Annotated in this window: 13 protein-coding genes; 8 read left to right on the plus strand and 5 right to left on the minus strand. The window is 71.8% G+C overall.

Going from position 1 to position 13947, the window contains the following annotated elements; genetic code table 11:
- Nucleotides 1-25 precede the first annotated feature (25 nt).
- Nucleotides 26-1540, plus strand: a complete 1515-nt coding sequence (locus ABEA87_RS02615; RefSeq protein ID WP_345625612.1) for a sulfite oxidase — start codon at nucleotides 26-28, stop codon at nucleotides 1538-1540.
- Nucleotides 1541-1636: 96 nt separating this feature from the next.
- Here the strand turns inward: ABEA87_RS02615 and ABEA87_RS02620 are convergent, their stop codons facing one another.
- Nucleotides 1637-1993, minus strand: coding sequence for a WhiB family transcriptional regulator (locus ABEA87_RS02620; RefSeq protein ID WP_345625614.1), 357 nt, complete (start codon nucleotides 1991-1993; stop codon nucleotides 1637-1639).
- Between the two features lie 184 nt (nucleotides 1994-2177).
- On the opposite strand from ABEA87_RS02620, the gene ABEA87_RS02625 reads away from it, so the two are divergent.
- A complete protein-coding gene (locus ABEA87_RS02625; protein WP_345625616.1) occupies nucleotides 2178-2942 on the plus strand; it encodes a helix-turn-helix domain-containing protein in 765 nt (254 codons plus the stop codon).
- A gap of 75 nt (nucleotides 2943-3017) precedes the next feature.
- On the opposite strand, the gene ABEA87_RS02630 is transcribed toward ABEA87_RS02625, so the two are convergent.
- On the minus strand, nucleotides 3018-3416 hold the full coding sequence (locus ABEA87_RS02630; RefSeq protein WP_345625618.1) for a DUF5319 domain-containing protein: 399 nt from the start codon (nucleotides 3414-3416) through the stop codon (nucleotides 3018-3020).
- Nucleotides 3417-3542: 126 nt separating this feature from the next.
- Between ABEA87_RS02630 and guaB the strand changes: the two genes are divergently transcribed.
- The 3 genes from guaB (at nucleotide 3543) to ABEA87_RS02645 (ending at nucleotide 8046) form a co-directional block, all read left to right on the plus strand.
- Nucleotides 3543-5048, plus strand: a complete 1506-nt coding sequence (gene guaB, locus ABEA87_RS02635) for an IMP dehydrogenase (RefSeq protein WP_345625620.1) — start codon at nucleotides 3543-3545, stop codon at nucleotides 5046-5048.
- Between the two features lie 27 nt (nucleotides 5049-5075).
- Nucleotides 5076-6194: a GuaB3 family IMP dehydrogenase-related protein gene (locus ABEA87_RS02640; RefSeq protein ID WP_345625621.1), complete on the plus strand. Its 1119-nt coding sequence runs from the start codon at nucleotides 5076-5078 to the stop codon at nucleotides 6192-6194.
- A 151-nt stretch (nucleotides 6195-6345) separates the two neighbouring features.
- A complete protein-coding gene (locus ABEA87_RS02645; protein ID WP_345625623.1) occupies nucleotides 6346-8046 on the plus strand; it encodes a GMC family oxidoreductase in 1701 nt (566 codons plus the stop codon).
- 7 nt (nucleotides 8047-8053) lie between these two features.
- Here the strand turns inward: ABEA87_RS02645 and ABEA87_RS02650 are convergent, their stop codons facing one another.
- Both ABEA87_RS02650 and ABEA87_RS02655 read right to left on the minus strand, forming a co-directional pair.
- The gene (locus tag ABEA87_RS02650; protein WP_345625625.1) at nucleotides 8054-8740 is read right to left on the minus strand and encodes a hemerythrin domain-containing protein; all 687 of its coding nucleotides are present in this window, start codon (nucleotides 8738-8740) and stop codon (nucleotides 8054-8056) included.
- Nucleotides 8741-8766: 26 nt separating this feature from the next.
- Nucleotides 8767-9291 (minus strand): cupin domain-containing protein, encoded by a 525-nt coding sequence (locus tag ABEA87_RS02655; RefSeq protein WP_345625627.1) that lies wholly within the window; start codon nucleotides 9289-9291, stop codon nucleotides 8767-8769.
- 103 nt (nucleotides 9292-9394) lie between these two features.
- On the opposite strand from ABEA87_RS02655, the gene ABEA87_RS02660 reads away from it, so the two are divergent.
- A complete protein-coding gene (locus ABEA87_RS02660) occupies nucleotides 9395-10279 on the plus strand; it encodes a LysR family transcriptional regulator (protein WP_345625629.1) in 885 nt (294 codons plus the stop codon).
- Here the strand turns inward: ABEA87_RS02660 and ABEA87_RS02665 are convergent.
- Nucleotides 10269-11138 (minus strand): DUF72 domain-containing protein, encoded by an 870-nt coding sequence (locus tag ABEA87_RS02665; protein WP_345625631.1) that lies wholly within the window; start codon nucleotides 11136-11138, stop codon nucleotides 10269-10271. The genes ABEA87_RS02660 and ABEA87_RS02665 overlap by 11 nt on opposite strands.
- A gap of 128 nt (nucleotides 11139-11266) precedes the next feature.
- Between ABEA87_RS02665 and guaA the strand changes: the two genes are divergently transcribed.
- Both guaA and ABEA87_RS02675 read left to right on the plus strand, forming a co-directional pair.
- Entirely contained in the window at nucleotides 11267-12817 is a 1551-nt protein-coding gene (gene guaA / locus ABEA87_RS02670) for a glutamine-hydrolyzing GMP synthase (protein ID WP_345625633.1), read from the plus strand.
- Nucleotides 12818-12983: 166 nt separating this feature from the next.
- Complete coding sequence (locus ABEA87_RS02675; protein ID WP_345625635.1) at nucleotides 12984-13925, plus strand: NUDIX domain-containing protein; 942 nt, start codon at nucleotides 12984-12986, stop codon at nucleotides 13923-13925.
- Nucleotides 13926-13947 lie beyond the last annotated feature (22 nt).

Here is a 13947-nt window from a genome sequence, read left to right on the forward strand (position 1 = left end):
GGCCGGTCGCGCGGAAGATTCACAGGTGAACAACGCACGGATACCCCGCCGGTTCGGGGCAGTCGCGGGGCTCGCCGCGGCGGCCGTCGCCCTGGGCGTGGCGGAGCTCGTAGCGATCTTCAGTGGACCGCAGTCCGCGCCGCTCGTGGTCGTCGGCGACGTGGTGGTCGACTCGGTACCCAAGTCGGTCAAGAACTTCGCCGTCTCGACGTTCGGTACGCACGACAAGACCGCGCTGCTGATCGGCACCACCATCCTGCTGGCCGCGTTCGCCGCCCTCATCGGCGCGCTGGCGACCCGGGATCAGCGGCTCGGCCTGGGCGGCATCGGGGTGTTCGGGATCATCGGCATCGTGGCGGCGGCCACCCGACCCAACGCCGGCCCGGGCTCCCTGTTCCCGTCGCTGCTGGGCGCGGTGGCCGGCGGCGCCGCCATGGTGCTCCTGCTGCGACGCCACGAGGCCGCCTCCGACGGCGGCGATCGGCGCCGGTTCCTCATGGAGTCCGGCGGCGTGCTGGCCGGCGCGGCCGTGGTCGGCCTGGTCGGCCGGCACATCACCGACCGGCAGAACGTGTCCGCCGCCCGGTCCGCGCTCACCTTGCCCACCCCGGCCAGCCCGGCCCCGCCGGTACCTGCCGGAGCCAGCCTCAACGTGCCGGGCAGCACCGGCTTCGTCACGCCGAACAACGACTTCTACCGCATCGACACCTCGCTGTCGGTGCCCCAGGTCGACCCGGCCACCTGGACGCTGCGCATCCACGGCCGGGTGCGCAACCCGATGACGCTCACCTTCAACCAGCTGCTGGCCCGGCCGACCATCGAGCGGTACATCACGCTGTCCTGCGTGTCCAACGAGGTGGGCGGCAACCTCATCAGCACCTCCCGGTTCCTCGGCGTGCGGCTGAAGGACCTGCTCGAGGAGGCCGGCCCGATGGACGGCGCCGACCAGGTGGTGGGCCGCGCGGTGGACGGGTTCACCACCGGCTCGCCCACCGAGGTGCTGATGGACGGCCGGGACGCCATGCTCGCCTTCGGCATGAACGGAAAGCCGCTGCCCATCGAGCACGGGTTCCCCGTTCGGATGGTGGTACCCGGCCTGTACGGCTACGTCTCGGCCACCAAATGGCTGGCCGAACTCGAGCTGACCAGCTTCTCCGACTTCTCCGCCTACTGGGTGCCGCGAGGCTGGTCGCAGCAGGCGCCGATCAAGACCGAGTCGCGCATCGACACGCCCCGGGACGGCTCGTCGCCCCGGCGCGGGCAGGTCACCGTGGCCGGGGTCGCGTGGGCCCAGCACCGGGGGATCTCCAAGGTGGAGGTGCGGGTCGACCAGGGCCCCTGGCAGCAGGCCACGCTGGCCGCCGTACCGTCCGTGGACACCTGGCGGCTGTGGTCCTGGACCTGGCCCGCCACGTCCGGAGACCACCAGCTCCAGGTGCGGGCGACCGACAACGCCGGCGCCACCCAGACGGCCGACGAGGCGCCGCCCGATCCGGACGGCGCCACCGGCTGGCACACCATCAACGTGTCTGTGAACTGACCCCTACTCCTCGGCTACAGGCGGCGCGTACCGGCGGCGCTGGCGGGCGCCTCGGCCGATCCCGCCCCAGCCGATCCCATCTCAGACGATCCCGCCTCAGCCGATCCGTACCGGCTCCAGGCGGGCCTCCAGCCGGGACACGTCGACCCGGTGCCGGTACCGGTCGGCGGTGTCCTCCCAGCCCACGGCCAGCAGCCGGAGCCGCTCCGCTTCGGTGAAGCCGCCCCAGACCCCGTACGGCTCGTGGGTGCCCAGCGCGTGGGCGGCGCACTCGGCCCGTACCGGGCAGCCCTGGCACAGCGCCTTGGCGGTGCGTTCACGCCGGCTGCGCGAGGAACCGCGCTCCCCGTCCGGATGGAAGAACTGCGTGCTGTCCCGGCCGCGGCACACCCCTTGTGCCTGCCACTCCCAGATGTCGGCAATAGGCCCGGGGAGCCTGCGTACGTCCGCCATCGCTGCTTCCTCCTGTACGTATTGCCGTTCCAGTTGAAAGAACGCCGATCGCGTGGTACCCGGCGTGTCCGAGTCCTAAGCATCCGGCGAACCGGGCGATATCAAGCTAGGTTGGGGCACTTCGCTGAAATGCCGTAACGAGCAGACACTTTCGTGGTCCCCTTCAAAGGAGAGGAGGACCAGAGTGGGTACGGTCCTGGTGTGTGTGCGGTCGTCCGTGGCGGCCCAGGCGATTGCGGTCTACGCCGACCGCGTCGGAGTGGCTTCGGCCCTGCGGACCGCGGTGACCGCGGTCGAGGTGATGGCTCGGCTCGCCGAGCGGCCCGCCGACACGATCCTTGTCGATACCGCGCTGACCCGACCCGATCCGGTCGGCTTCGTGCGCCGCGCGCTGGGCTACGCGCCCGGCGCCACGCTGGTGCTGTTCGGGCCTGAGGACAGCCAGGTGGCGGCCGCGGCGGTGGCGGCCGGGGCGCGCGGGGTGATTCGCAGCGGCGACCAGGACCTGGTTACCGCGGTCACCAAGACCCTGCTGCTGCTGTGCCTGCCCGGCCGCGCCCGCAGCGACTCCGGTACCGGCACCCCGGCGGCGCCCGGCAGCGGCGGCTCCGGGGGCGGCGGCGAGGACGGTGGCTGGCCGGAGACGGCGCCGGTGGTCGCCCCGCCGGCGGGTGCCGAGTCGGCGGCCGCCCGGGAGGCCAGGGAGGCGCTGGTCCCGAGCCAGCGCGAGGAGGAGAGCGCCCGCCCCCGTCGACCCGCCCTCACCGAGCGGGAGTTGCAGGTGCTGCGCGGGATGGCGGACGGGAAGAGCAACGCCGAGATTGGGCGGGACCTGTTTGTGTCCGAGGACACGGTCAAGACCCATGCCCGGCGGCTGTTCCGCAAGCTCAACGCCCGGGACCGGGCACACGCCGTGGCGGCGGGATTCCGCACCGGTCTGGTCTCCTGACCAGTGCGGAATCCCGCCGCGAGCGGTGGCCCGCCCTCGGTGCCGGTCGGGTGGTCGTCCCTGGGGCGGTGCCGGCTACTCGTCGCCCTCGCTCAGGGTGTCGTGCACGCCGTCGGCGTAGCCCCGGGCGTATTCCCAGGTCACGTAGTGATCGGGATCCGGGTCATAGGCCGGCTCGTGCACCCGTGGTCGGCCCGAGTCCAGCAGGTGGCGGAGGTTTCCGCGCAGCAGGTCCCAGTCGAAGTAGTGCGGCTCGTGACAGTCCTCGCATTCGATCACCAGACCGCGCACACCGACCGGGGTCAACAACGCCTGATAGATCTCCAGATCGGCGAGATCCTCCAGGACGTCCTCCCGCTCGGTCGCGGTCAGCGCGTCCCCACTCTCCTCGGGCTCGCCGTCGTCCAGATCGGCCAGCTCGTTCGTGGGGTCGGCGGGGTCGCCGGCGAAGGGATCGATCGGCTCGTCGTGCACGCCTCCACGTTATCCCCGAACGCGGCGGGGCGCCGGCCCGCAACCCCGCTGGGGCGGCCCGCCGTCGTGGCCGGCGCCGACGTGCTGGTGGGTACGATGTCAAGACGCAGCCGAGGGGACTACAAAGTGAATCTTCAACCCGCCGATGATCTCGCCGCGAACGCCATTCCACTGGGACTGACGTTCGATGACGTGCTCCTGCTTCCGGTTGAGTCCGACGTCCGGCCGGGCGACGCGACCACGCGCACCCGGTTGACCCGGGGCGTTGAGCTGGCCGTTCCCCTGGTGTCCAGCGCGATGGACACCGTGACCGAGGCCCGGATGGCGATCGCCATGGCCCGTAACGGCGGGATCGGCGTGCTGCACCGCAACCTGTCGGTGGAGGACCAGGCTCAGCAGGTCGACCTGGTCAAGCGCTCCGAGGCGGGCATGATCACGAATCCGGTCACCTGCTCGCCCGACGACACGGTCCGCGACGTCGACGCGCTGTGTGGCCGGTTCCGGATCTCCGGGGTGCCGGTCACCGGGCCGGACGGGGCCCTCGTCGGCATCGTGACCAACCGCGACATGCGCTTCGTCGCCGACAAGTCCGCGCTGGTGCGCGACGTCATGACCAAGATGCCGCTGGTCACCGCCCCGGTCGGGGTGAGCAAGGCGGACGCGCTGGGGCTGCTGCGCCAGCACAAGATCGAGAAGCTTCCGCTGGTAGACGAGTCGGGCCGGCTGCGCGGTCTGATCACCGTCAAGGACTTCGCGAAGAGTGAGCAGTTCCCGGACGCCACCAAGGACGAGGCCGGCCGGCTGCGGGTGGCCGCCGCCATCGGCGTGGGCGAGGATGCCTACAAGCGGGCCGGTGTGCTCATCGACGCCGGGGTGGACGTGGTGGTTGTCGACGTCGCGCACGGCCACAGCCGGGCGCTGCTGGAGATGATCGCCCGCCTGAAGCGGGAGACCAAGGTCGAAATCGTCGGTGGCAACACCGCCACCTACGAGGGCGCGAAGGCCATCGCCGAGGCGGGCGCGGACGCGGTCAAGGTCGGCGTCGGACCCGGCTCCATCTGCACCACCCGGGTCGTCGCCGGGGTAGGTGTTCCCCAGATCACCGCGATCATGGACGCGGCCCGCGCCTGCCGGCCGCTGGGCGTACCCGTGATCGGCGACGGCGGCATGCAGTACTCGGGCGACATCGCCAAGGCGATCGTGGCCGGTGCCGACACCGTGATGCTGGGCAGCCTGCTGGCCGGCTGCGAGGAGAGCCCGGGCGAGCTGATCTTTATCAACGGCAAGCAGTACAAGTCCTACCGCGGGATGGGCTCGCTGGGCGCCATGCAGGCCCGGGGCGGGGCGAAGTCGTACTCGAAGGACCGGTACTTCCAGGACGACGTGCTCTCCGACGACAAGCTGATCCCGGAGGGCATCGAGGGCCAGGTGCCCTATCGTGGCCCGCTCTCCGCGGTGGCTCACCAACTCGTCGGCGGCCTGCGCCAGGCGATGTTCTACACCGGCGCGGCCAGCATCTCTTCGATGCACGAGCGCGGGCGTCTGATCCGGATCACCCCGGCGGGGCTCAAGGAGAGCCACCCGCACGACATCCAGATGACCGTCGAAGCGCCGAACTACCACTCCCGCTGAACACCCCCCGACCCCCGGAGCTGTCCCGTGCGTGACGTTGTTGAGATCGGGCTGGGCAAGACCGCCCAGCGCGGGTACCACCTGGATGACATCGCCGTCGTGCCCACCCGCCGCACCCGCGACGTGGACGACGTGTCCACCGCGTGGCAGCTCGACGCGTACCAGTTCAAGATCCCGTGCGTGGCGCACCCGTCGGACGCCACCATGAGCCCGGCGAGCGCGGCCGCCCTCGGCAAACTGGGCGGCCTGGGCGTGCTCAACGTCGAGGGGCTGTGGACCCGGTACGAGGACCCCGCCAAGATCCTCAAGGAGCTGTCCACGCTCGACGAGGAGGCCCCGGCGACCCGGCGCCTGCAGGAGGTGTACGCCGAGCCGATCCGCCCGGAGCTGATCGCCGACCGGGTACGCGCGATCCGGGAGGCGGGCGTCACCGTCGCCGTCCGGGTCTCCCCGCAGCACACCCTGGCGCTGGCGCCGGTGATTCTGGACGCGGGCGTGGACATCCTGGTGATCCAGGGCACCCTGGTCTCGGCCGAGCACGTGTCAGTGGTGGACGAGCCGCTGAACCTCAAGGAGTTCATCGCCGACCTGGACCTGCCGGTCATCGTCGGCGGCTGCACCAACTACCAGACCGCGCTGCACCTGATGCGCACCGGCGCGGCCGGGGTCATCGTGGGCATCGGCGCGGACGAGTGGTCGACGACCGACACCGTGCTGGGCATCCGGGTGCCGATGGCGACCGCCATCGCGGACGCGGCCGCGGCTCGGCGCGACTACCTGGACGAGACCGGCGGCCGGTACGTGCACCTGATCGCCGACGGTGACCTGCAGACCTCCGGCGACATCGCGAAGGCGCTGGGCTGCGGCGCGGACGCGGTGATGCTGGGCGAGCCGCTGTCGGTCTGCACCGAGGCGCCCGCGGGCGGCGCGTGGTGGCACTCGGCGGCGAGCCACCCGAGCCTGCCGCGCGGCGCGTTCGGCCCGTCCGGATCGTCGCAGGCCTCGATGGAGCGCCTGCTGTTCGGTCCCTCGGACGACCCGGACGGCGGCCTGAACCTGTTCGGCGGCCTGCGCCGCGCGATGGCCAAGTGTGGCTACCGCGACCTCAAGGAGTTCCAGAAGGTCGGTCTGGTCATCGACCGCTGAACCTTCCCGGTGGCCCATCGGGCGCCGGCCGACATCGGGTGTCGGGGGAGCGCGCGGCTGCGCTCTCCCGAACGCGCGGCGGCCCCGGGAACCGGCGTTGACTGGGCTCCCGCGGGGGCTTACGTTACCGGCAGGTAACAAGGAGGTCGCAATGGCCGACTACGACGTCGTGGTGATCGGGTCCGGGTTCGGCGGCAGCGTGGCCGCGCTGCGCCTGGCCGAGAAGGGATACCGGGTCGCCGTGCTGGAGGCGGGCCGGCGCTTCGTCGACGACGAGTTCCCGGAGACCTCCTGGGACGCCAAGCGGTTCCTCTGGGCGCCCGCGCTGCGCTGCTTCGGCATCCAGCGGATGAGCCTGCTGCGCAACGTACTGGTGCTCTCCGGTGCCGGGGTCGGCGGCGGCTCGCTGGTCTACGCGAACACCCTGTACCGGCCGCTCGCGCCGTTCTACGCCGATCCACAGTGGAGCGCCATCACCGACTGGTCCGACGAGCTGGCACCCTGGTACGACCAGGCGGAGCGGATGCTCGGGGTGAACACCTACGCCCGGGACACCTCGGCCGATCAGGCGATGCGACGGGTCGCCGAGCGGATGGGCGTCGGGGACACCTACCACCCGACCCCGGTCGGCGTCTACTTTGGACAGTCCGGAGTGGACCCGTACTTCGGCGGGGCCGGCCCGACCCGCGACGGCTGCGTGCACTGCGGCGCGTGCATGACCGGCTGCCGGCACAACGCCAAGAACACGCTGGTGAAGAACTACCTCCACCTGGCGGAGCGGCTGGGCGTCGAGGTCCATCCGTTGACCACCGTCACCGACGTGCGCCCGGACGGCGCCGGGTACCGGATCGCCACGCGCCGCACCGGCGGCCGGAAGCGATCGACGATCAGCGCGGAGCAGGTGGTCTTCGCCGCCGGCGCGTTGGGCACCCAGCGGCTGCTGCACCGGATGAAGGTCACCGGCGCGCTGCCCGGGCTCTCCGCTCGGCTCGGCGCGCTGACCCGCACCAATTCGGAGTCCATCCTCGGCGCCTCGGCGCGCTCCACCGGCACCGACTACACCGACGGGGTGGCGATCACCAGCTCGTTCCACCCGGACGAGCACACGCATGTGGAGCCGGTCCGGTACGGGCGGGGCTCCGGCGCCATGGGCCTGTTGCAGACCGTACTGGTCGACGGGGACTCCTGGCGTCCGCTGCGCTGGTGGGCGAGCTTCCTGCGCCATCCCGGCACCAACCTGCGGATGATGTCCCCGCGCAGGTGGTCCGAGCGCACCGTGATCGCGCTGGTGATGCAGTCGCTGGACAACTCCCTCACCGTCCACTATGGACGAAATTGGTACGGCCGGCGCCGGCTGACCAGCGTCCAGGGGCACGGTGCCCCCAACCCCCGCTGGATCCCGGCCGGCAATGAGGCGGTCCGGCTGCTCGCCGACGAGATCGGTGGGGTGGCCGGGGGCTCCTGGCCGGACGTGTTCAACATGCCGGTCACCGCGCACATCCTGGGCGGGGCGGTCATCGGCTCGTCCGCCGACACCGGGGTCGTCGACCCGTACCACCGGGTCTTCGGCCACCCCGGCCTGCACGTGGTGGACGGCGCGGCGGTCTGCGCGAACCTCGGCGTCAACCCGTCGCTGACCATCACGGCCCAGGCCGAGCGGGCGATGTCGCTGTGGCCCAACCGGGGCGACGCCGACCCGCGCCCCGCGCCGGGCCAGGGGTACCGCCGGCTGGACCCGGTGCCGCCCGCGCACCCGGCCGTACCGGACGGCGCCCCGGCCGCCCTGCACCCGGCGCCGCCCGTGAGCCTGCCCACGCCCGTGAGCCTGCCCACGCCCACCGTCCGGGACTGACCGCTCGCTATCGCCGGCCGCGTACCCGCCTGATTCGGCGCGCGTAGAGCGCCCGCCCGACGGTGTGCCACAGCAGCCGGGCCGGCGTGGGCATCGCTCCGAGCACGTCGCCGCGTTCCACCGGGTCGGCCTCCTCCAGGATCGCTCCGAGGAAGCTGAGTAGCAGGCTCTTTGGCGTGGCGGCCAGGAAGTGATCGCCCATGGCGCCCCACTCCCGCCTGGTCAGGTGCCGCTCGGCGAGCGGAAGCAGGTGGGTCTCCTCGTCGTCGAGGTGCTCGATCAGCGCTTCCCGGTGCTCGCCCAGCGCCGCCACGAGGCGCTGCCGGGGGCTCCGGCCGGCCGACCCCTGCCACTCCGGCAGCGCGAGCATCACCCGGTCGAGGCTCTCGGCGACCCGTACGTGCTGCGCCTCCATCCGTACCACGACGTCGGATTCCAGGTCGGCGCGGGCGAGCAGGGGCGGCCAGATCAGCTCGTCCTCGCCGTGATGGTGATTGTGCAGTCCGAGCCGGTACCAGCGCAGGTGCGTGGCGAGGACGCCGGCGCGGACGGTGTCGCCGTCCGGTACCGCGCCGATGAGCGAGGCGAGCAGCAAAGATTCGCGCCGGAACGCGCGATGCACGATCACCATGTCGTGCGTGTCCGGTCGGTCGGTGGTCGGGTCGGCGGTCGGGTCGGCGGTAGGTGTGGTCACGACGGATCTCCTTTCCGGATCGGGCGTCAGCCGGCCGTGCGGGCGTCCCGCCACGCGGAACGGCCGGAGACGGAGCTGCTGGGCACGGAGCCGCCGGTGAAATGGGTGTCGAAGCGGTCCTGCAGTCCCAGCAGGGTCTGTGCCGGCTCGGTGCCCGCGCGCAGGCGGACCACGTGGCGGAAGTAGTCGAACCGTTCGACGCCGGGAGTGAGCACGATCAGCGCGTCGGCGGCCGAATCCCGGTGCGCCCCGAACGCGTGGGTCATGCCGGGCGGCGCGACCAGCAGGTCGCCCTCGTTCGCGGTGACCACCTCGTCGCCTAGCAGGACGTCGAGCCGGCCGTCGAGGATGAAGAACAGCTCCCAGGACGCGTTGTGCCGGTGGGGCACGGCGCCGTCGGCACCGCGGCCGAGGGTGATCCGGTGGCTGCTCAGCGCCCCCCGGGTGGCGCTGCTGTCGGCCAGCAGCGTGTGTCCGATGGATTCGAGGTGCTCGGCCTCGCCGGCGCGGACCAGGACCGGCCGGTACTGATCGTCGACGATCGCTGACATCGCGGAACTCCTTAGCGTTCGTGGGTTCGCGCTTCACTCTCGGCGCCGGCCGTCAATCGGTCCAACGGATAGATCCGTTGATCATCAGTGATAGACTCGATTCATGGAGCTCCGCCAGCTCGCGCACTTCGTCGCGGTCGCCGAGGAGCGGCACTTCACCCGCGCCGCGGCCCGCGTGCACGTGGTGCAGTCCAGCCTGAGCTCCTCGATCGGCGCGCTGGAGCGGGAGCTGGGGGAGGCGCTGTTCGTCCGGGACAACCGCCGCGTGGCGCTGACCCAGGCCGGCCGGGCGCTGCTGCCCGCCGCCCGGCGAGCGCTGGCGGCGGCCGAGGATGGCCGCGACGCCGTCGCCGGGGTGCGTGGCGTGCTGCGCGGCGAGCTACTCGTGGGCGCCATCCAGACCTTCGGCGTCGTGGACCTCGCGGCGTTGCTGGGCCGGTTCCGCCGGGCCCATCCCGGTGTCACCATCCGGCTGCGCCACGCCGCGGCCCCCGCCCTCGCGCGGGCGGTCGTCGATGCGGAGCTGGACGTCGCCTTCGTGGACGGCCCGATCGATCGGTCGAGCCTCACCCGGATCGACCTGGGCAACGACGACCTGGTGCTCGCGGTGCCCGGCGACGATCCGCTCGCCGGCCGCGCCACCGTGCGGCTGGACGACCCGGCGCTGCGCGAGCGCGTCTTTGTCGAGTACCGCGAGGACTCCGCGCTGCGCGCCCAGATCGACGCGGCCTGCGCGGCGGCCGGCCTCGCCCGGCGGATCGGCGCCGAGGTGCAGAACATGCAGTACCTGGTGGAGTTCGTCGAGCAGGGGCTCGGCGTGGCGGTACTCCCGCCGGCGGCCGTGCGCGCCGTCCCTCGGGTACGGGCGGTCCCGATCGCCCCGCCGCTGCGCCGGGATCTCTGCGCGGTGGTCGCCGTGGGACGCCCACCCAGCGGCGCCACCGCCGCGCTGCTCGAACTGCTGGCGGCCGGGCCGCCTACCCGCTGAGCAGATCGACCAGCGTCGCGGCGTTGCGCTGCGCGTAGTCGGAGTAGCAGTTGTTCATGAGCACGTGGGTCTGTGTCGCCTGCTCGGCGAGCTTCGAAAGCCTCGGCGCCCACGACCGCAGTTCCTCGTCGGAGTAGTCGTAGCCGAACTTTTCGTAGATGTCCCGGCTGGTCCAGTTGTCGCTGTGCCCGTGGAAGCGGACCACCGCCAGGTCGCTGGTGGCCGACAGCACCGGCGGTATGGACGACTTGTGCCCCTGCGGCATGTCCACCGCGACGAACGGAAGCTCGTGCCTGCGCAGAAAGTCCAGCGTCTCCTGCTGGTTGTCGCCGTGGAACCAGCTCTCGTGGCGCAGTTCGATGGCCACCCGCAGCGGGCTGCATCGCCGGGCCACCTCCACCAGGTAGTCCTTGTGCGAGCGGCGAATGGTGAACCAGGGCGGGAACTGGAACAACAGGACACCGAGCTTGCCGGCCTCGGCCAGCGGATCGAGCGCGCTCAGGAACCGGGTCCACACGTCCTCGTACGCCTGTGGGGACAGATCGTCCGGGTAGATGTTTTTCTTGTCGGTCTCCGGGCGCAGGTCCTTGTAGAGCTTGTTCGGCTGGGTGGGGTGGCCGGTGAGCAGGCTGAACGCCTTGACGTTGAACAGGAAGTTCGCCGGGGTCCGGGCCGCCCACAGGCCGACCGTGTTCTCGGCCGGTGGGGAGTAGTAGGTCGAGTCGACCTCCACGAGCGGGAACTGCTTCGCGTAGTGCGCCAGCCGCTTCTCGGGGGTGTCGGCGGTCTGCGGGTACCAACCGGAGGCGAGCAGCGTCTTGTCCGTCCAGGAGGCGGTACCGACCAGAATCTTGCCCACGATCCCAGTTCACCACCGATGGGAGGCCGTCACCACTCGGTGAGCCGGATCACGTCGAGACCTCCGGCACGGCCGGGGCGCCGCGCCGACCCGACGGTCGCCGGAGGGGCCCCGGTAGGCTTTGCGGCATGTCCAAGCCCCGTCCGGTGCTGGTCGTCGACTTCGGCGCCCAGTACGCGCAGCTGATCGCCCGCCGGGTCCGCGAGGCGCACGTCTACTCGGAGATCGTGCCGCACTCGATGCCCGTTGCCGACCTGCTGGCCAAGGATCCGGCCGCGATCATCCTGTCCGGCGGGCCGTCCAGCGTGTACGAGCCCGGCGCCCCCCAGATCGACGGCGCGCTGTTCGAGGCCGGCGTACCCGTCTTCGGCATCTGCTACGGCTTCCAGGCGATGGCCCGGGTCCTCGGCGGCACCGTGGCGCACACCGGGCAGCGCGAGTTCGGCGGCACCAAACTGGCCGTGCTGGGTGCCGGCCGGCTGTTCTCCGGGCTGGAGCCGACCCAGGACGTCTGGATGAGCCACGGCGACAGCGTCACCGAGGCCCCGGCCGGCTTCGAGGTCACCGCGCAGAGCGCGGGCGCCCCGGTCGCGGCCTTCGAGGACCTCGCCGGCCGGCGCGCCGGGGTGCAGTTCCACCCCGAGGTCGCGCACACCCCGGATGGGCAGCGGGTGCTGGAGCACTTCCTGTACGACATCGCCGGCCTCGAGCCCACCTGGACCAACGAGGGGATCATCGCCGAGCAGGTGGCCTCGATCCGCGCCCAGGTCGGCGACAAGCAGGTGATCTGCGGGCTGTCCGGCGGGGTGGACTCCGCGGTCGCCGCCGCGCTCGTGCACCGGGCGGTCGGCGACCAGCTGACCTGCGTGTTCGTTGATCACGGTCTGCTGCGGGCCGGCGAGGCCGAGCAGGTGGAGACGGACTACGTAGAGGCCACCGGGATCAAGCTCAAGGTGGTGAACGCGGCCGACCGGTTCCTCGCGGCGCTGGCCGGAGTCACCGACCCGGAGCAGAAGCGCAAGATCATTGGCCGGGAGTTCATCCGGGTCTTCGAGCAGGCCGCCCGCGAGGTCGCCGAGCAGGGCGACGTGGAGTTCCTGGTCCAGGGCACCCTCTACCCGGACGTGGTGGAGTCCGGCGGTGGCACCGGTACCGCCAACATCAAGTCCCACCACAACGTCGGCGGGCTGCCGGAGGACCTGAAGTTCGCGCTGGTGGAGCCGCTGCGCACGCTGTTCAAGGACGAGGTACGGGCGATCGGCGCCGAGTTGGGCCTGCCGGAGGCGATGGTCTGGCGGCACCCGTTCCCCGGCCCCGGCCTGGCCATCCGGATCATCGGAGAGGTGACCGGGGACCGGTTGGCGATACTGCGCGCCGCCGACCGGATCGCCCGCGAGGAGCTGACCGCCGCCGGCCTGGACCGGGACGTGTGGCAGTTCCCGGTGGTGCTGCTGGCCGACGTGCGGTCGGTCGGGGTCCAGGGCGACGGGCGCACGTACGGTCACCCCGTGGTGCTGCGCCCGGTCAGCAGCGAGGACGCGATGACCGCCGACTGGTCGAGGCTGCCGTACCCGGTGCTTGCCCACATCTCGACCCGGATCACGAACGAGGTGGCCGAGGTCAACCGGGTGGTCCTGGACGTCACCAGCAAGCCCCCGGGCACGATCGAGTGGGAGTGAACGCCGCCCCGGGCGACCGGGCGCGACGCGGCCGACCGCTGCTGGGCCCGGTTCTGGTGACCCCCAAACCGCGACTTTCCAGGACATCCCACGATGCGGAGGGCAACTGTCAGGAACCCGACAGTTAACAATTAGGTGACAGAAAACCCGGGCACAATGGCCACCTGTGACCCCCGCGCTTGAGCCTCTGAGGCGGATCGCCGCCTACGCGATATGTCGAAATTCGTCGGATGAAGTCCTGTTGGTTCGGGCGTCCCCCCGCTCCGGTACCCCCGGCGCGTGGTCGCTCCCGGGCGGGGCCGTCGATCATGGCGAGAACCCCAACGACACCGTGGTCCGCGAGACCGCCGCGGAGACCGGGCTGTCGGTCGCCGTGGCCGAACTCGTCGATGTGCACGCCGACATGCGCTCCCTGCCGAACCGGGGCGTCACCATCCACACCGACCGGTTGATCTACCGCGTCACCGTGCGCGGCGGGGGCCTGATCGACCGGGTCGGGCAGCCCACCGACCTGGCCCGCTGGGTGAACCTCGCCGAGGCCGCCACCCTGCCCCTGCGCCCGTTCACGGCCGCCGCGCTGGGACTGCCGACGGCCTCGGTCGACCTGCGGCCGGACGAGCCACCGGAGTTCCCGTCGTTCTACGCGTACCCCGGCCCGGACGGGCTGCACCGCGCGCAGCGCTTCGCCGCGTACGCGGTGGCCAGCGACACCGACGGCCGGATCCTGCTGACCCGGATCGCCGAGGGGTACCCGGGCGCCGGGCGCTGGCACCTGCCCGGCGGCGGCACGGACTACGGCGAGCAGCCGGGGAACGCGCTGATCCGCGAACTCGCCGAGGAGACCGGCCAGCAGGGCCGGCTGGTCGAACTGCTGGGTGTGGCCAGCCACCGGGACGCCGCGTCGCTGGGCCCCGAGGGGTACCCGATCGACTGGCACGGGGTCCGGGCGTTCTACCGGGTGGAGGTCGACCCGGCCGGGGTGCCGAAGGTGCACGACATCGGCGGCTCCACCTGCGAGGCCCGCTGGTTCGACCGGTCCGAGCTGACCGAGCTGGAGCTGACCGAGGTGACCACCGAGGCGCTGGCTGCCGCCCGAGCCGGAGTATGAGCCGGTTCGGCCGGAGGAGTCC

The sequence above is a fragment of the Rugosimonospora acidiphila genome (genome assembly GCF_039543385.1).
Taxonomy (GTDB): domain Bacteria; phylum Actinomycetota; class Actinomycetes; order Mycobacteriales; family Micromonosporaceae; genus Rugosimonospora; species Rugosimonospora acidiphila.